The organism is Cupriavidus necator (assembly GCF_016127575.1).
In the GTDB taxonomy this organism is placed as follows: Bacteria; Pseudomonadota; Gammaproteobacteria; order Burkholderiales; family Burkholderiaceae; genus Cupriavidus; species Cupriavidus necator_D.
In genome coordinates, this window is record NZ_CP066020.1 from 302,617 (window position 1) to 318,400 (window position 15,784).

Here is a 15,784-nt window from a genome sequence, read left to right on the forward strand (position 1 = left end):
GCGGCCTTCCCTCACAGGCTGTTTGAGAATCCCGCGGTCCCCGCATCAGCCGGGCACTGCCCGGCCAAGCATTCGCGACACCACGTCGCCAACCCACGCCGGCCGCGGCGCGGCATCGAGCCAGTATTTCACTTCCAGCCCGAGCGCGGTGTCGCCGCTGATCACCAGCTTGCGCTGGAAGAACAGCGTATCGGTATCGGCTTCGCCGCCCAGCAGGCGAAGATAGTCGACCGCGCGTGCGCGCAGCGTCAGCGCGGGGGCGGAACCATCCGAGCGGCCGGTATGGAAGCGCCCGCCCTCGCAGCGAAATGGCACGTCCAGCCCCAGATCTTCCACCGTCAGCAGGAAGCTGTGCCCATCGAGCGCCGCCGGCGGTTCGAGCCAACCGGCACGGCGCGCGATTTCCAGCGCGGCAACCAGCGGCAGCGCGCAGGCACGTGCCGGCATGCGGCGATGCACGCCCGCCATCAGCGTTTGCAGTACACTCACGTCCGCTCCTCCCACACGATACCGGCCGCGCCGTGCCAGTAGCCATTGCAGGGCTGCGCGCCGGCGGGCGTGATGCCGGTCGGGGCGGCGGGGCGTTCGCCGGCGCGTATGGCCGCGAGCGTGGCCACCACATCCAGCGTTCCCGACGCATGCGGACTGACACGCAGCATATCGACGCCCATCGCCGCCATCGACACCGCTTCCCCGCACAGGTCGAGGCAGGTGGCGGACTGCGTCTGCACGCCGTTGAGGGTGAAGAACGGCTGCCCCTCACCGGTGGCGGCAACCAGCCCGTCCGGATAGTCGAGGCAGCGGAACTCGCAACTGTCCTTGCGCAGGCGGTGATGGCGCGCGGTGAAGCAGCGCGCCGAGAACGCGAGCGGCATGCGGCCCCAGACCATGGCTTCGAGCGAGACGCCACGGGGGCGCCCCGCCGCCAGTCTGCAGAGCGTAGGCCCATCCATCTCCACCGGCACCGCACAGCCCCTGGCGCCCAGACCCGCAAGCCACGCCAGCGTATCGGCGTGGTAGACGTTCAGGTGCGGGCCGCCCACGAATGGCCTCCCGCCCATGCAGCGCACCGCGCCGAGGTCGTTGGCCTCGACCAGGTAGTCATCCTGCTCGCAGACGCGCCGCATCCAGGCGATATCGGTGTCGGACTCGATCAGCACCGGGGTGGACAGCACCACTTCCTTGCCGGCCTCGCGCAGCATCGTGGCAATTTCCAGCCAGTGCGCATGGCGCAACTCGTGCCGGCGCGTGCAGACGGTCTCGCCGAGATAGACGCGATCAACTGCCGAATCCGCCGCCGCCGCGTAGAACTGCATCACGGTTTCGCGCGGCCAGTAGTAAAGCAGCGGCCCAAGCGCAATGCCGAAGCGCGGCACGTTGGCGGCCTGCTGCGCCGGGACGAAGGTTTCAGACATTGGTGCACCCATGGGTAGTCGCGCTCCTGTTCGGGAAATTGTCGGTTGGCGCAGTCAGCGCCACGGGCGGTCGTAGGCGCCTTGCGTGACCTGGTCGCCTTCGGCGTGGCGGCCCAGCGTGCTCTGCCATTCCTGGCGCGGCGCAAAGCGAGCCGGATCGGCGCACGCAGCGTCGATGGCGGCACGCAGCACGCCCACGACATCGCCCACATAGCGGGGGCTGCGCTGGCGGCCTTCGATCTTGATGGCGGCGATGCCCATGTCGATCAGCGACGGCAGCAGCGACAGCGCATTGAGACTGGTCGGCTCCTCCAGCACATAGCCGCGTTCGCCTTCCACTTCGAAGCGCCCCTTGCACAGCGTGGGGTAGCCGGCCGGCTCGCCGGGCGCGTAGCTGTCGATCAGGATGCCCGACAGCCTGGCGTGCAGGGTGCCGTCCTGCTCGGTCCAGCGCACCGCGTGCGCGGGCGAGCAAACGCCCTTGTTGTTGGGCGAATCGCCGGTGGCGTAGGACGACAGCAGGCAACGCCCCTCGGCCATCACGCACAGGCTGCCAAAGCCGAAGACCTCCAGCTCCACGCTGGTCTGGCGCGCCAGCTTGCCGATCTGCGCCAGCGACAGCACGCGCGGCAGCACCACGCGGCGGATATTGAAGCGTTCGCGCATCAGTTCGATGGCATCGGCATGGGTGGCCGAGCCCTGCACGGACAAATGCAGGCGCAGGTCGGGGTGGCGCTGGCTGGCGTAGCCCATCAGCCCGGCATCGGCCATGATCACTGCATCGGCACCCAGGTCCGCGGCGGCGTCCACCGCCCGGTGCCATTGCCCGACCGCGCCCATCTGCGCAAAGGTGTTGATGGCGAACAGCACCTCGGCGCCGCGCGCATGGGCTTCGGCCACGCCGGTGCGGATGTCGGCCTCGGTGAAATTCAGTCCGCCGAAGTTGCGCGCATTGGTGGCGTCGCGCAGCCCCAGGTAGACGGCGTCGGCGCCGTGCTGCAGCGCCATGCGCAAGGCGGCCAGCGAGCCAGCCGGCGCTACCAGTTGCGGGCGGCGCGGCGGTTGCGGCTCGGCCGGCGATTCGGGAGAAGAGAACTTCATGTCGGGAATGGCCGCTGCCGGCGCGAGGATCTGACCAGCCGAGATGTTAGCGAGGCACCACGCCCGTGAGCTTGATCGTGCGCAAATTGCGACTGACCACGTCAGCGATGCCCGCCGCCTACGCCGATCGGCGTACGCCGTTGGCAGGCAGCTGGCCCGGCATTGACCTGCGGCAAACACCGGCCGCTGCCGCTGTGCCACGCTTGGCCAACTATCCGCACGCGGCGGCATCACTTGAGCGAGATCGACATGAAAGAACATTGGCTGAAGCTAGCCGGGCGCCGGCTGGTGCCGGTCGTACAGGGCGGCATGGGCATCGGCATCTCCGCGCACCGGCTCGCCGGCACGGTCGCCGGCCTGAACGGCATGGGCACCATCGCCAGCATCGACCTGCGCCATCATCATCCGGACCTGCTCGCGCAGACGCGCGGCACGCGCGACAAGCCGCGCATCGAAGCGGCCAACCTAGTTGCCCTGGACCGCGAGATCAAGGCCGCGCGCGCGCTGTCGGGCGGCCGCGGCATGATCGCGGTCAACGTGATGAAGGCAGTCGGCTCGCATGCGGCACTGGTGCGGCAGTCCTGCGAAAGCGGTGCGGATGCGATCGTGATGGGCGCGGGGCTGCCGCTCGACCTGCCCGAACTCACCGCGAACTATCCTAAGGTTGCCCTGATTCCCATCCTGTCTGAATCGCGCGGCATCGGGCTGGTGCTGCGCAAATGGATGAAGAAGGGCCGGCTGCCTGACGCCATCGTGATCGAGCATCCCAACCACGCGGGCGGCCACCTGGGCGCGCCGGCCATCCAGGAACTCGGCGAAGCGCGCTTCTCTTTCTCGCGCGTGCTCGCCGAATGCCGCGAGCTGTTCGCCTCACTGGGCCTGGCTTGGGAAAGCATTCCGCTGATCCTGGCCGGCGGCATCGACAGCCACGCCAAGGTCCGCCACTGGATCGGCCAGGGCGCCGCCGCCGTGCAGCTGGGCACGGCGTTCGCGGTGACCGAGGAATGCGATGCGCACCCCGCGTTCAAGCAGGTGCTGGCCACCGCACGCCCGGAATCGTTGCGCGAGTTCACCAGCGTGGCCGGCCTGCCGGCGCGCGCAGTGCTCACGCCCTGGCTCAGCCGTTACCTGTCGAGCGAAGCCAAATTGCAGCGCCGTGCCAAGGTACGCGAGTGCCTGGAAGGCTTCGACTGCCTGCAGTCGTGCGGCCTGCGCGACGGCATCGCCCGCATTGGCCAGTTCTGCATCGACCTCAAGCTGTCGCAAGCGGTGCGCGGCGACGTGGAGCGCGGCCTGTTCTTCCGCGGCAAGGGCGCGCTGCCGTTCGGCGAGGCGATCCGGCCCGTGGCGGAACTGATGCATTACCTGCTCACCGGCGAGAAGCCTGCCGCGCTGGCGGCAACGTCGGCGCCGGCCATGGCGGCCTGAGGCTAGCGGGCCACCGATGCATTCCACCCCCTGACTCGCCATCCTTATGCTTATTTCAGCGGCAAGCGCATCCTGATCACCGGGTTGATCTCGAACCAGATGATCGCCTTTGTCCTTCGGCGATCGCGTCTTGAAGGCGTCGCCCTATTCCTATCATCAAGTCCAAAGGGATCTCAATGTCCAAGTCTGACACCACATCCTTACCCCTCGTCTACGCCTGCTCCGGCTGCTCCAGCGTAGCGCAACTCGCCAACACCGTCGCAGTACGGCTGGATCGCGGCGGGTTGGCCGAGATGTCGTGCATCAGCGGGGTAGGCGGCGGCGTTCCCGCGCTCACCAGGGTGGCCCGCTCGGGCCGCCCGATCCTGGCGCTGGACGGCTGCCCGCTCGCCTGCGTGAAAGCCTGCCTGGCCAGCGCGGGTGTTGCGCCCGCTCAGCATCTGGTGCTCAACCGCCTAGGCGCCACTAAGCGACAGCATGGCGAATGCAGTGAAGCGGAGGCTGGCGCTGTCTGGGCGGCGGTAACTCTGGCACTGTCCGCCATCAAAGATGCGCCGCCGCAGCTTGCTGACAAATCGGCGGCATTGGTCAAAGCCAACGGGACACTCCGGCACCGATTGCAGTGACGACGGCGCTTACTCCCTTCCCCCCCTCTTGGACGTCACGGGGAGAGGGGTGGGTTGGCTAGGCCGTTCGGGGAAAGGATCCGGCCCGTGGCGGAACTGATGCACCACCTGCTCACCGGCGAGACGCCGGCAGCGCTGACAGTCGCACCCGCAGGCAGCAGCGGCCTGAGGCAGCCATGATATCGATCCATTCCACCCACTCACCACACATCCCTATGGGCATTCTCAGTGGGAAGCGCATCCTGATCACCGGGATGCTTTCCAACCGGTCGATCGCGTTTGGCATCGCCACCGCATGCCGGCGCCAAGGCGCCGAACTGGCCTTCACCTATGCCGACGAACGTGTCGCGGCGCGCGTGCGCGAACTGGCGGCGGACTTCAGCAGCGAACTGGTCTTTCCCTGCGACGTTGCCAGCGATACGCAGATCGACGCGGCCCTGGCTTCGCTGCGCGCCCACTGGTCGCAGCTCGATGGCCTGGTCCATGCGATCGGCTACGCGCCGCGCGAGGCGTTGTCGGGCGGCTTCCTCGACGGGCTGTCGCGCGACAGCTTCCGCATCGCGCACGATATTTCCGCCTACAGCTTCCCCGCACTCGCCAGCGCCGCGCTGCCGATGCTGGCACCACGCGCCGTCTTGCTGACACTGTCTTACCTGGGCGCGCAGCGTACGCTGCCGCACTACAACGTGATGGGGCTGGCCAAGGCCTCCCTCGAAGCCAGCGTACGGTACCTTGCCGCCGCACTGGGCGGGCGCGGCGTGCGTGTGAACGCCATCTCGGCGGGCCCACTGCGCACGCTGGCTGCCGCCGGCATCCGCGATTTCGGCAAGATCCTGGAACACGTGGCAAACACTGCGGCATTGCGGCGCAATATCGACAGTGAAGAAGTTGGCAACGTGGCGGCGTTCCTGCTATCGGATCTTGCCAGCGGCATGACGGGGCAGGTCAGCTATGTTGACGCCGGATACCGGTGCATGGCAGCCCCGCTCGACCTGGCAGATTAGTCCCCACGCAGCGCGACCACGTCCAGTGGCGCGCTGCAATCACCTCTCGTTTGAGGCGGCAACCTGTCGCGCCAGTCCTTCCGCATCGAGCAGGAAGATCTTCCCTCGCTCCAGCTTCACCAGCTTTTGCGCCGAGAACCGGCTCATCACGCGCGACAGCGTCTCCGGCGTGACACCCAGCTTCGATGCGATCACACGCTGCGTGCAGGCCAGCCACGTGCGCCGGCCCGCCTGCGCCTGCTCATGCAGGAAACTTGCCACACGCTGCAAGGCATTCTGCAGGCTGACGGCCTCGATATCGCGCATCAGCGTATGCAGCCGTCCGGACAGGTTGCGCAGCAGCTGGGTGGACACTAGCGGATCGCGCTCGACCGCGCCCCATAGCGCAAGCTTGCTAACATGCAGCACCGTCGTGCGCGCCTGCGCCTGGCAATCCGCGACCTGCGGCGCATCGAGGAATAAGGCGTCCTCGCCGAAGATGGCGCCCGGCCCGAACACCTCGATGGCGCGCTCCAGCGTGCGCTCGCTGGCCGGCGCCGTCGGCAGGGCCAGCTTCACCAGGCCCTCGACGACGACATACAGGCCCTGGCAGGCCTCGCCGCGGCGAAACAGGAACTCCCCTTTGCGCAGGTGCTGCGGCGTAGCGGCCTGGCGCAGGGCATCCAGGACTTCGGCATCGATGCCGCGAAACAACGGCATCCGCGCGAATGGGATCGGGTCAGCCATCACGGCCTCCTTCGACAGGCAATGTTGCGGGGCGCGGCACACGTGGCGGCAGCCCGCCCTGTGCACGCATCCGGCGCATGCAACGCAGCGCCGTCAGCAGTTGCACGCCCAGCCAGAGATTGGCGGCGGCAAAAGCCAGCCCGCCGGCGGGTGCCAGCCACGCCGGCGCGACCGGCAGTGCCAGCAGCATGAGATAGGCAGCCAGCAGCAGCATCGCCTGCCGCCGCTGCCTGCCGGGGGCGATAATCGCCTGCATGGCAGGCACCCGGGCGCGAGGCGGCAGCAGCTTGCGCAGGTGTAGCCAGACCAGGAACGGCACGATCTTGCCGAGCATGGCCGTCACCGGCAGCACGCCGCCGCCGATCAGCGCGAGCGAGCCGATCCACCAGGCCAGCGGTGCCCGACTATCCGGCACGAAGGGCATGGCTGCGGCAAGCAAGGCAGCGGCCAGCATGCTTGCGCACGCCACGGGCCACAACGGCCAGACCGGATCGTGCCTGCGCTTGGCCTTCAGCGTGCCGGCGAGTCCGAAGCCGGCCACGACCGCGGCGACCACCAGCCAGGGCAGCAGTGTCCATTGGGAGAGTGCCGTCGAGCGCGGCCAAGCCACCACTGCCACGGTGAATGCGAGCAGCGGCACCCAGTGCGCGAGCGGCAGCCATCGCTCCAGTCTGGCTGGCAGCCGCGACGTTTGCCAGAACATCGGCAGGACCGTAGTCGCCACGCCCGTCACCAGCGCCGCGAGCCAGCCGCCAAGACCCCACGCTATGTGCAGTGCAAGCAGCGGCGCGGGCGATGCCGGCCACAAGCCGCCGAACAACCCTGCCAGCACGCCACCGCACAAAGCGGTCAACAGCAGCGGCGCGCCGATCCACGCCAGCGTGCGTGTCGTGGCGTCGACCGCCGCCACGCGCCTGCCTGCGCCGAGAAGGAGCAAGCCCGCCAGCACCAGGAAGGGCGCACCCAGCAACGCGGCCCAGCGGAAAGCGGCCGCGCTGCCGCCAAGGAATCCCGCCGACAACGCCAGCGCGCTGCCGCCGCCAGACAGCGCGACCAGCGGCGCCATCCAGCCGGCACCGGGCACCGTCACGCCGGCCACCACCGGCATCATCTGGAACAGCGCACCAAGCATGACCGGCAGCAGCATGCCGAGCGCCAGCACGTGCACCGCCGCCAGCGCGAGCGGTGCGAAGCGGTCCGGCAAGCCGTCCACCGACCCGAATGCCAGCAGCAGGCCCGCCGCCGCGCCCAGCCATGGCGCCGGCATCAGGCAGCCGAACACCACGCCGGGCGGCGGCGCACGCTCGTAGTCCAGGTTGGCCGCTTTCACGTCGGTGATCCCTTTGCTGGCCTGTTGCGATCACGGCATGCGGTCAGGCGATGCCGGCCAGCACCGCGTCCAGATCCGGTACCTGTGCGCGGCACATGGGAAAGAGCACGTTCTCTTCCTTCACGTTGTGCTGCTGCAGCAATACCACCAGCGTGTCGATCTCGGCGGCCAGCGCATTACCGTCGCGCAGTTCCAGCCATTCGCGCGCATTGTCCAGCAGGACCCTCACCTCTTCATGTTCGTGGCGCATGACCGAGGTCGGGCCACCGGCAAAGCCGATGGCCCGCTCGAACGCGGGAAACAGCCGGGATTCCTCCGCCTCGAAGTTGCCCGACAGCTCCGCCTCCAGCCGCGCAAGGGCGCCTGCAATGAGATCCCAGTCGCCGCCGCGCAGGGCGGTCTCCAGCTGCCCGAGCGCGTCATCGCACCCGCGATGCTGCTGCACCAGTGTTTCGATTCCAGTGGACATAGTGATTCTCCGGTTCGGTTCGAATGCATGCTAGGTCGCGGCCTGCGCCCTGGCTTTGATCCTGAATAAGTTCCCCCGGGAAAAGACGGAAAGACCCGGCACTCAGTAGGGAAACTGGAAGCGCCCGGCACAAAGGCTTTGGCCGACCATATGTCACATCGTGACCTATTTTTTCGGCACGGCTGCCGCTGGCGCCCGAGACGCATCGAAATGAGGTTTTCAGCGCACTTTCCCGTGCGCGCCGATTGGCCGTTCTTGATCTGGCTCATGTATCGCCCCCCGCCATGCGCCCACAATTCAGACACTGGCTTCGCGCGCGAAGCCAGTGCTTCATCGTCTTCATTGCCACCCCGATCCTCGCCTCATGTCCAAGACCACGCCAGATCCTACTTCCGACGAGGTGCACGAAAGCATGCCCGACTCCGGCGCCGATCTCGCCACGCTGCCCGCATTGCGGCACCGGCTTTCGACACGCATCATTTCGCTGTCGCTTGCATCGCTGTTGGTCGTCCTGGCCATGATCGCCGGCACGCTGTGGCTGTCGTGGAAGCTCGAAGGCGCCGGCGCGGCGATCAACGATGCCGGCAGCCTGCGCATGCGCGCCAACCGCGTTGCCATCGAGCTCACACTATCGCAGGCCGGCAAGCCCAATGCGCTGGACGACCAGATCGCCGCGCTCGACAACACGCTCGCCCAGCTGCGCAAGGGCAACCCCGCCCGGCCACTGTTTCTGCCGGACGAGCCGGCCATTCACGCACAGCTCGACCGCGTGGTGGACGGCTGGCAGCACCGGCTCAAGCCCTTGGCGCGGGCCGGCGGGCTAATGGCCGGCCAGGCCACGACTGCCTACATCGACGCCCTGCCCAGCTTCGTCACGCAGGCCGACCGCTTGGTCGGCATGATCGAGCACGTCAGCGCCAGCAAGACCGATTTGCTGCGCGTGTCGCAGGCCGGCCTGGCGGCCATGGCCTGCGTGGGCACGGTGGCAGTGATCTACCTGCTTTACCTGTGGATCATCCTGCCGGTGCTGCGGCTGCAGGACGGTCTGAGGCGCATGGCGGCGCGCGAGTTCTCGCTGCGCCTGCCCGTGGAGACCCGCGACGAGTTCGGCACTCTGAATGAAGGCTTCAACCGCATGGCCAGCGAGCTGCAGGATCTCTACCGGGACCTGGAAGCACGCGTGGCGCAGAAGACCGCCGAACTGGCGCACCAGAACCGCGACCTGGAAACGCTGTACGAGATGGCCGCGTTCCTCAATCAGGCGACCGATGCCGAAGCCATGTGCAACGGTTTCCTGCAGCGCGTAATGCGGCAGTTCGATGCGGACGGCGGCAGCGTGCGTGCCTTTGACGATGTCCGCGGCAAGTTGCCGCTGATGACGTCGATCGGCTTGCCAGCGGCACTGTCCGGTGCCGCGCAATGCGTGTCGGTCAAGGCGTGCCACTGCGGCGACGCGACCACGCAGTCCGTGATCGCCATCCAGGACCTGCGCCATGCGCCGGCCCGCGCCGCCGGCCCGGTCAGCCCCTCGCCCTGCACGCGCAATGGCTTCCAGGCGCTGGCCGCATTCCGCATCGGGAGCCTGCGCGGCGCAACCGGCGTCTTCGCCCTGCATTTCCGCGAGCCGCGCGAGCTGCCGCCTTCGGACCGCCAGTTGCTGGAAACCCTCGGCCGGCACCTCGGCACCGCGCTGGAACAGCTACGTCTGTCCGACTCCGCCCGCCAGCTGGCCGTGGTGGAGGAGCGCAACCTGGTCGCACAGGGGCTGCACGACAGCATCGCGCAAGGTCTGAACTTCCTCAACCTGCAGGTGCAGTTGCTTGCCGATGCTGTGGGCCGCGACGACCTTCCCGAAGCGCGCGAGATCGTGCCGATGCTGCGCCACGGCGTGGAAGAGAGCTACCAGGACGTGCGCGAGCTGCTGAACAACTTCCGCTCGCGGCTGACGCCGGGCGAGTTGCGTCCGGCCGTGGAAGCGACCGTGGAACGCTTCCGCCGCCAATGCCGCACCGAGGCCACGCTGATCGTTGACGATGGCGGCGACGTCCTGCCACTGCATCCGGAGCAGCAGCTGCAGGTGCTGTTCATCCTGCAGGAGGCGCTTTCCAATGTACGCAAACACGCGCTGGCGGCTCACGTCACCGTGCGGCTCAGCCACGGCCGCGATTTCCGGCTGGTGGTACACGACGACGGCGAAGGCTTCGACCCTGCCGACCTCGCGCAACGCAGCGACGCCCACATCGGCCTGAACATCATGCGCGAACGCGCCGCGCGCCTGAACGCCCGGCTGCAGATCGACAGCCAGCCGGGGGCAGGCGTGCGCATCGCACTGCTGTTGCCGCGCGGCGAACAACAACCCGACGCCATGGCTGCCAGCCAACTCCAAAATACCTTCCCATGACCATCTGCATCCTGCTGATCGATGACCACACGCTGTTTCGCTCCGGCATCCGGGCCCTGCTGCAGCGGCAGGCCGATTTCGAAATCGTCGACGAGGCCGCCGACGGCGTGGAGGACATCAAGCGCGCCAAGCAGCGCCGGCCCGATGTCATCCTGCTGGACCTGAACATGCCCGGCCTGTCCGGGCTGGAAGCGCTCCAGCTGCTGGTGGAAGATCTTCCCGATAGCGCAGTGATCGTGCTGACCGTGTCCGAAGAGGCCGAGGAGCTTGCCATCGCACTGCGCAGCGGCGCGCGCGGCTACCTGCTTAAGAACATCGAGACCGAGGCCCTGACCAGCGCCATCCGCCGTGCTGCGGCCGGTGAACCCGTGATCTCCGAAAGCATGACCGCCAAGCTCGTCGCGCAGTTCCGCGCCCCCGCGCCCGCCGCTGTCGCTGTTCCTCAGCAGGTCGACACGGCGCGGCTCACGGTACGCGAGCGCGAGATCGTTCAGGAACTGGCCCGCGGCGAGAGCAACAAGGAAATCGCGCGCACCCTGGGCGTGGCTGCGAGCACCGTGAAGATCCACGTGCAGAACATCCTGAAGAAGCTTAACCTCGCCAGCCGCGTGCAGGTCGCCGTCTACGCAGTCGAGCACCGCCTGACCGAAACTGGCTGAACCGTCCGGCGCCATTGCGCGCCGCCCCGCCGCGCGGCGTCCTCATCCTGTTCCTGGACCAGGATCAGTCCACCTTCGGCGCGTCTTCCCATCCGCCTGGCCTCAATTGGAAGCAAGTAGCGCGCCCCTGTGACAGTTTGGAGACAGCTTCATCAACACGTCAGCGGGCTACCCGCGTCAGCATCAGGAATGGGGTCTTAAGCTTGCATCGTCCCCGCGAAGGCGCGGGCCCAACCAACTCAAAGACACTGGATGCCTGCCTTCGTGGGCAAGACCATGGTGCAACGCCAACTGAACGGCACTTCCGAGGGGCTGTTGACGGTCTCGGCGACCTGCCAACTTTGGCCCCTTGAACTTCCACGCGGTCAACCCGGCTTGCCATCCACCCGCGGCCGCATCAGCCGCGGCGCATACGTCAGCGCATAGAGCCCGAACCCGGCCACCCAGCACAGGGCCGCGCCGTAGAGCCAGTGCCGGTATCCGGCCGGCCACAGCAGTGGCCCGAGCACGCGCAGTAGCGCGGCGGCAGCCACCAGCCAGTACGCGATGGTCTCGGCGCGGCCGGCCACCAGCATGCGGCCGGTATGACCCAGCGCCGTGCGCGTGATCATGGCGATGATGGCGCCGCCCAGCACGCCCACAGTAAAGGCATGCGTGGCGATGCCGGGCATCCATAGTCCGAGCACCGCTCCGGCCTGCAGCACGAATGCCAGAGGCAGCCACGCATAGGCCAGGTGCAGCACCCACAGCAGCGGCCGGTTGCCCACCGCATGGCCGCGCCAGCCCCACACGCGAATTCCCAGCACGAACGCCGCCAATAGTGACAGCACGGCGCCTAGCCAGCCGGGCAAAGGAAGCAGCCCGGCCGCCAGTCCCAGCACACCCGCCGGCACCACTGCGCGGTCGACGTTGCGGTACTGCCGCAGGCGGAAACCGGGAATCGCGTTGGTCGTGAACATCGGAATCACCCGCCCGCCAATCACGATCACGAACAGGGAGATGAGCGCCACGCCGGCCTGGCAAGCGCGCAGCGCGCCATCGGTCTGCCCTTGCGATTGCAGCCAGAGGCTGACGATGTTCGCGGCTGCCAGCAGCCATAGTGCCAGCGCCAGCGGATAGTTACGCCGGCTGCCGCCTTTCACCAGCGCGCGCGTGAAGGCCAGCGCGGCCAGCGGCAGGAACGCACCGTCGATCACCAGCGCCGCCTCGCCCGACGCGGTCCACATCGCGATACGCCCCGCCAGCCACAGCAGGAACAGGCAGGCCAGCAGCGGCCCGGTCGGTGTCGGCTGGCCGGTCCATGCACGCCCAGCGGTGAACAGAAAGCCAATCACGATGGCCACCGCAAAGCCAAACACCATCTCATGCGCATGCCACAGCATCGGCGGCAGCGATGCCGAGGATCCCACGCTGGTGATGCCCGCCAGCATCGCGGCCCAAAGCGCAATGGCAACGGCGCTGAATATTGCGCCGCCCAGGTAGAAGGGCCGGAAACCCAGCGCGAAGAGGGCAAAGCCGCGCGGTGGCGGCCCGGCCTCCGGCGATTTGCGTGGACCGCGCGCGGGCAGGATGGGAATGGTTTCCATAGTGGGAGTAACTCCCCTTCGTTGATCCCGGACAAAGGTCCGGTCTGGACACAGGCTGGCTGCGAGCACGATAGCACCGCCTGCCGCCTGGTGTCCTCCCCCGATGGAACTACCTCCACCGGCAGGTTCTTCCCCGCCCCTGGCTGTGCTCCCGGCGAATGTTCAAGCGATGTGGCGGCCCCTACGCTGGCAGCACCCGTCAAAGTTGACACAGGAGCATGGCCATGGCCACCCCACATCCCGCGCGGGCGCCGATCCCGCCCGGTGCCTATACGACGCTGGCATCCAGCACTTTCGCCTTCACCATCTGCTTTGCCGTCTGGATGCTGTTCGCGGTGCTCGGCATTCCGCTCAAGAAGGAACTCGGCCTGAACGACACCGAGTTCGGGCTGCTGGCGGCAACGCCAGTCCTGAGCGGCTCGCTGATCCGCGTGCCGCTAGGCCTCTGGACCGACCGCTACGGCGGCCGCATCGTCTTCTTCGTGCTGATGCTGGCCACCGTGATCCCGATCTGGCTGATCTCGTACGCGCACAGCCTGTGGCAACTGCTGGTGCTGGGCCTGTTCGTCGGCCTGGCCGGCGGCTCATTCTCGGTGGGCACGCCGTATGTGGCGCGCTGGTTCCCGCGCTCGCGCCAGGGCCTGGCGATGGGCATCTTCGGCGCCGGCAACTCGGGCGCGGCGCTGACCAAGTTCGTCGCGCCGGCGATGATCCTGGCCGCCGGCACTTGGGAAATCGTGCCGCGCGTCTATTCGCTGGCGATGCTCGCCACCGCGCTGGTGTTCTGGGTGTTCTCGCGCAGCAACCCCGCGCACCTGGTCAAGTCCAGCACCGGCTGGCGCGAGCAGCTTTCCATGCTGCGCGACCCGCGCGTGTGGCGCTACTCGCAGTACTACTCGGTGGTGTTCGGCGGCTACGTGGGCCTGTCGCTGTGGATGACCAAGTACTACATCGGCGAATACGGTTTCGACATCAAGACCGCCGCCTTCCTGGCCGCCTGCTTCTCGCTGCCCGGCGGCGCGCTGCGTGCCATCGGCGGCTGGATCTCCGACCGCTACGGCGCGCACCGCACCACCTGGTGGGTGATGTGGGTGAGCTGGGTCGGCTTCTTCCTGCTGAGCTATCCGCAGACGGACTTCATCGTCCAGACCACCAGCGGTCCGCAGGGGTTCCGCATCGCGCTGACGCCCACGGTGTTCACCTTGCTGCTGTTCGTGGTCGGCATCGCCTTCGCCATCGGCAAGGCCTCGGTGTTCAAGTTCATCTCCAACGACTTCAACCACAACATCGGCGCGGTTTCCGGCGTGGTGGGCCTGGCTGGCGGGCTGGGTGGCTTTGTCCTGCCCATTCTGTTCGGCATGCTGGCCGACCTCACCGGCATCCGCAGCAGCTGCTTCATGCTGATGTACGGCACCGTGTGCGTGAGCCTGGTGTGGATGCACTACAGCCACCGCACCGAACGCCAGCGCAAGGAACAGGCAGTGGGCCTGACCCAGCCGGCCTGACGACCCTTCACATAACGCCACCAACCAACGCACACCATCATGTCTACCTCCGTACTCACCCGCTGGGAGCCCGAGAACGCGGCCTTCTGGCAAAGCAAAGGCGAACGCATCGCCTATCGCAACCTCGGGATCTCGATTCCGGCGCTGATGCTGGCTTTCGTGGTCTGGATGCTGTGGAGCGTGGTCGCGGTCAACCTCGACCGCGCCGGCTTCCAGTTCACCAAGAACCAGCTGTTCTGGCTGACCGCGCTGCCGGCGCTGTCCGGCGCCACGCTGCGCATCTTCTATTCCTTCCTGGTGCCGGTGTTCGGCGGGCGCCGCTTCACCGCGATCTCCACCGCGCTGCTGCTAATCCCGGCGCTGGGCATGGGCTTTGCGCTGCGCGACCCGTCCACCGGCTACCCGACGCTGCTGGTGCTGGCGCTGCTGTGCGGGCTGGGCGGGGCCAACTTCAGCTCATCGATGGCCAATATCAGCTTCTTCTTCCCCAAGGCGAAGAAGGGGCTGGCCACCGGGCTCAACGCGGGCATCGGCAACCTGGGGGTGTCGGTGGTGCAGTTCGTCACGCCGCTGGTAGTGTCGGTGGCCATCTTCGGCGCGCTTGGCGGCGAGCCGCAGCAATTCCCGGCCAACGAGGCCAACGGCACCACGCAGAGTCTGTGGCTGCAGAACGCCGGCTTCATCTGGGTGCCGTTCATCGTGGTATCGGCGCTGGCGGCGTGGTTCGGCATGCACGATATCGCCGATGCCAAGGCATCGTTCGCCGAACAGGCCGTGATCTTCAAGCGCAAGCACAACTGGCTGATGTGCTGGCTGTACGTGGGCACCTTCGGTTCGTTCATCGGCTTCTCGGCCGGGCTGGCACTGCTGACCAAGTCGCAGTTCCCGGGCGTGAACCCGACCGCCTATGCCTTCCTCGGGCCGCTGGTGGGCGCGCTCACGCGCCCGGTGGGCGGCTGGATCTCGGACAAGCTCGGCGGCGCACGCGTCACGCTGTGGACCTTCGCCGGCATGATCGCCGCGGTGTTCGCGGTGCTGGCAGCGCTGCCGCATGACGGCGCCGGCGGCAACTTCATGTACTTCCTGGCGGCCTTCGTCGCGTTGTTCGCGCTGACCGGCATCGGCAACGGCTCGACCTTCCGCATGATCCCGGTGATCTTCCTGACCGAGCGCCAGCGCGCTGCCGCCGGCAAGGGCGACGTGGCGCAGAAGCAGGCCCTGCAGGAAGCCGGCAAGGAATCCGCCGCCGTGCTGGGCTTCTCCGGTGCGATCGGCGCCTACGGCGGCTTCTTTATCCCCAAGAGCTTCGGCACCTCGCTGGAGCTGACCGGCGCCGCCGACGCCGCGCTGTATTGCTTTATCGCCTTCTACCTCAGCTGCGTGCTGGTGACGTGGTGGCACTACGCGCGCCGCAACGCGCCCATGCCTTGCTAACAGCCGCCGGCCGGACTAGTTCCATCGAACTAGTCCGCCCTCCGTCACCTAGCCCGACCGGCGTGCGGCGCCTGTTCCACCAGCGAATTGGCGCCGCCGC

14 protein-coding genes are annotated in these 15,784 nt (G+C 67.6%); 7 read left to right on the forward strand and 7 right to left on the reverse strand.

Annotation, left to right across the window (positions count from 1 at the left end; genetic code table 11):
* Positions 1-45: 45 nt before the first annotated feature.
* From ubiT to ubiU, 3 genes are read right to left on the reverse strand one after another with little or no spacing between them, the layout of a single operon-like run.
* Positions 46-489, reverse strand: a complete 444-nt coding sequence (ubiT, locus tag I6H87_RS33455) for a ubiquinone anaerobic biosynthesis accessory factor UbiT (protein ID WP_011154167.1) — start codon at positions 487-489, stop codon at positions 46-48.
* On the reverse strand, positions 486-1,427 hold the full coding sequence (locus I6H87_RS33460; RefSeq protein WP_011154168.1) for a U32 family peptidase: 942 nt from the start codon (positions 1,425-1,427) through the stop codon (positions 486-488). The genes ubiT and I6H87_RS33460 overlap by 4 nt, the downstream gene beginning before the upstream one ends.
* A gap of 42 nt (positions 1,428-1,469) precedes the next feature.
* A complete protein-coding gene (gene ubiU / locus I6H87_RS33465; RefSeq protein ID WP_011154169.1) occupies positions 1,470-2,516 on the reverse strand; it encodes a ubiquinone anaerobic biosynthesis protein UbiU in 1,047 nt (348 codons plus the stop codon).
* 249 nt (positions 2,517-2,765) lie between these two features.
* Between ubiU and I6H87_RS33470 the strand changes: the two genes are divergently transcribed.
* The 3 genes from I6H87_RS33470 (at position 2,766) to I6H87_RS33480 (ending at position 5,574) form a co-directional block, all read left to right on the forward strand.
* The gene (locus tag I6H87_RS33470) at positions 2,766-3,944 is read left to right on the forward strand and encodes an NAD(P)H-dependent flavin oxidoreductase (RefSeq protein WP_011154170.1); all 1,179 of its coding nucleotides are present in this window, start codon (positions 2,766-2,768) and stop codon (positions 3,942-3,944) included.
* A 176-nt stretch (positions 3,945-4,120) separates the two neighbouring features.
* Positions 4,121-4,570 carry a putative zinc-binding protein gene (locus tag I6H87_RS33475; RefSeq protein WP_011154171.1) on the forward strand — a complete coding sequence of 150 codons (450 nt, stop codon included), beginning with the start codon at positions 4,121-4,123 and terminating at the stop codon, positions 4,568-4,570.
* 215 nt (positions 4,571-4,785) lie between these two features.
* Positions 4,786-5,574: an SDR family oxidoreductase gene (locus tag I6H87_RS33480; protein ID WP_011154173.1), complete on the forward strand. Its 789-nt coding sequence runs from the start codon at positions 4,786-4,788 to the stop codon at positions 5,572-5,574.
* Positions 5,575-5,613: 39 nt separating this feature from the next.
* Here I6H87_RS33480 and I6H87_RS33485 read toward each other — a convergent pair whose 3' ends face one another.
* The 3 genes from I6H87_RS33485 to I6H87_RS33495 are packed head-to-tail and all read right to left on the reverse strand — an operon-like array spanning position 5,614 to position 8,099.
* Complete coding sequence (locus I6H87_RS33485) at positions 5,614-6,300, reverse strand: Crp/Fnr family transcriptional regulator (protein ID WP_011154174.1); 687 nt, start codon at positions 6,298-6,300, stop codon at positions 5,614-5,616.
* Positions 6,293-7,630 (reverse strand): hypothetical protein, encoded by a 1,338-nt coding sequence (locus I6H87_RS33490; RefSeq protein ID WP_011154175.1) that lies wholly within the window; start codon positions 7,628-7,630, stop codon positions 6,293-6,295. The genes I6H87_RS33485 and I6H87_RS33490 overlap by 8 nt, the downstream gene beginning before the upstream one ends.
* A gap of 43 nt (positions 7,631-7,673) precedes the next feature.
* The gene (locus I6H87_RS33495) at positions 7,674-8,099 is read right to left on the reverse strand and encodes a hemerythrin domain-containing protein (protein WP_011154176.1); all 426 of its coding nucleotides are present in this window, start codon (positions 8,097-8,099) and stop codon (positions 7,674-7,676) included.
* Positions 8,100-8,511: 412 nt separating this feature from the next.
* On the opposite strand from I6H87_RS33495, the gene I6H87_RS33500 reads away from it, so the two are divergent.
* On the forward strand, positions 8,512-10,500 hold the full coding sequence (locus I6H87_RS33500; protein WP_011154177.1) for a type IV pili methyl-accepting chemotaxis transducer N-terminal domain-containing protein: 1,989 nt from the start codon (positions 8,512-8,514) through the stop codon (positions 10,498-10,500).
* Entirely contained in the window at positions 10,497-11,159 is a 663-nt protein-coding gene (locus I6H87_RS33505; protein ID WP_011154178.1) for a response regulator, read from the forward strand. The genes I6H87_RS33500 and I6H87_RS33505 overlap by 4 nt, the downstream gene beginning before the upstream one ends.
* Before the next feature lie 365 nt (positions 11,160-11,524).
* On the opposite strand, the gene I6H87_RS33510 is transcribed toward I6H87_RS33505, so the two are convergent.
* Positions 11,525-12,745, reverse strand: a complete 1,221-nt coding sequence (locus I6H87_RS33510; RefSeq protein WP_011154179.1) for an NnrS family protein — start codon at positions 12,743-12,745, stop codon at positions 11,525-11,527.
* Between the two features lie 224 nt (positions 12,746-12,969).
* Between I6H87_RS33510 and I6H87_RS33515 the strand changes: the two genes are divergently transcribed.
* Both I6H87_RS33515 and I6H87_RS33520 read left to right on the forward strand, forming a co-directional pair.
* On the forward strand, positions 12,970-14,250 hold the full coding sequence (locus I6H87_RS33515) for an MFS transporter (RefSeq protein WP_011154180.1): 1,281 nt from the start codon (positions 12,970-12,972) through the stop codon (positions 14,248-14,250).
* A gap of 39 nt (positions 14,251-14,289) precedes the next feature.
* The gene (locus I6H87_RS33520) at positions 14,290-15,684 is read left to right on the forward strand and encodes a NarK family nitrate/nitrite MFS transporter (RefSeq protein ID WP_011154181.1); all 1,395 of its coding nucleotides are present in this window, start codon (positions 14,290-14,292) and stop codon (positions 15,682-15,684) included.
* The last annotated feature ends 100 nt before the right edge of the window (positions 15,685-15,784 follow it).

What these genes read in the sequence shown, in the direction of transcription:
- I6H87_RS33460 (WP_011154168.1), bottom strand. Translation starts at nt 1,427, where the DNA reads ATGGGTGCACCAATGTCTGAAACCTTCGTCCCGGCGCAGCAGGCCGCC.
- ubiU (WP_011154169.1), bottom strand. Translation starts at nt 2,516, where the DNA reads ATGAAGTTCTCTTCTCCCGAATCGCCGGCCGAGCCGCAACCGCCGCGC.
- I6H87_RS33470 (WP_011154170.1), top strand. Translation starts at nt 2,766, where the DNA reads ATGAAAGAACATTGGCTGAAGCTAGCCGGGCGCCGGCTGGTGCCGGTC.
- I6H87_RS33475 (WP_011154171.1), top strand. Translation starts at nt 4,121, where the DNA reads ATGTCCAAGTCTGACACCACATCCTTACCCCTCGTCTACGCCTGCTCC.
- I6H87_RS33480 (WP_011154173.1), top strand. Translation starts at nt 4,786, where the DNA reads ATGGGCATTCTCAGTGGGAAGCGCATCCTGATCACCGGGATGCTTTCC.
- I6H87_RS33485 (WP_011154174.1), bottom strand. Translation starts at nt 6,300, where the DNA reads ATGGCTGACCCGATCCCATTCGCGCGGATGCCGTTGTTTCGCGGCATC.
- I6H87_RS33495 (WP_011154176.1), bottom strand. Translation starts at nt 8,099, where the DNA reads ATGTCCACTGGAATCGAAACACTGGTGCAGCAGCATCGCGGGTGCGAT.
- I6H87_RS33500 (WP_011154177.1), top strand. Translation starts at nt 8,512, where the DNA reads ATGCCCGACTCCGGCGCCGATCTCGCCACGCTGCCCGCATTGCGGCAC.
- I6H87_RS33505 (WP_011154178.1), top strand. Translation starts at nt 10,497, where the DNA reads ATGACCATCTGCATCCTGCTGATCGATGACCACACGCTGTTTCGCTCC.
- I6H87_RS33510 (WP_011154179.1), bottom strand. Translation starts at nt 12,745, where the DNA reads ATGGAAACCATTCCCATCCTGCCCGCGCGCGGTCCACGCAAATCGCCG.
- I6H87_RS33515 (WP_011154180.1), top strand. Translation starts at nt 12,970, where the DNA reads ATGGCCACCCCACATCCCGCGCGGGCGCCGATCCCGCCCGGTGCCTAT.
- I6H87_RS33520 (WP_011154181.1), top strand. Translation starts at nt 14,290, where the DNA reads ATGTCTACCTCCGTACTCACCCGCTGGGAGCCCGAGAACGCGGCCTTC.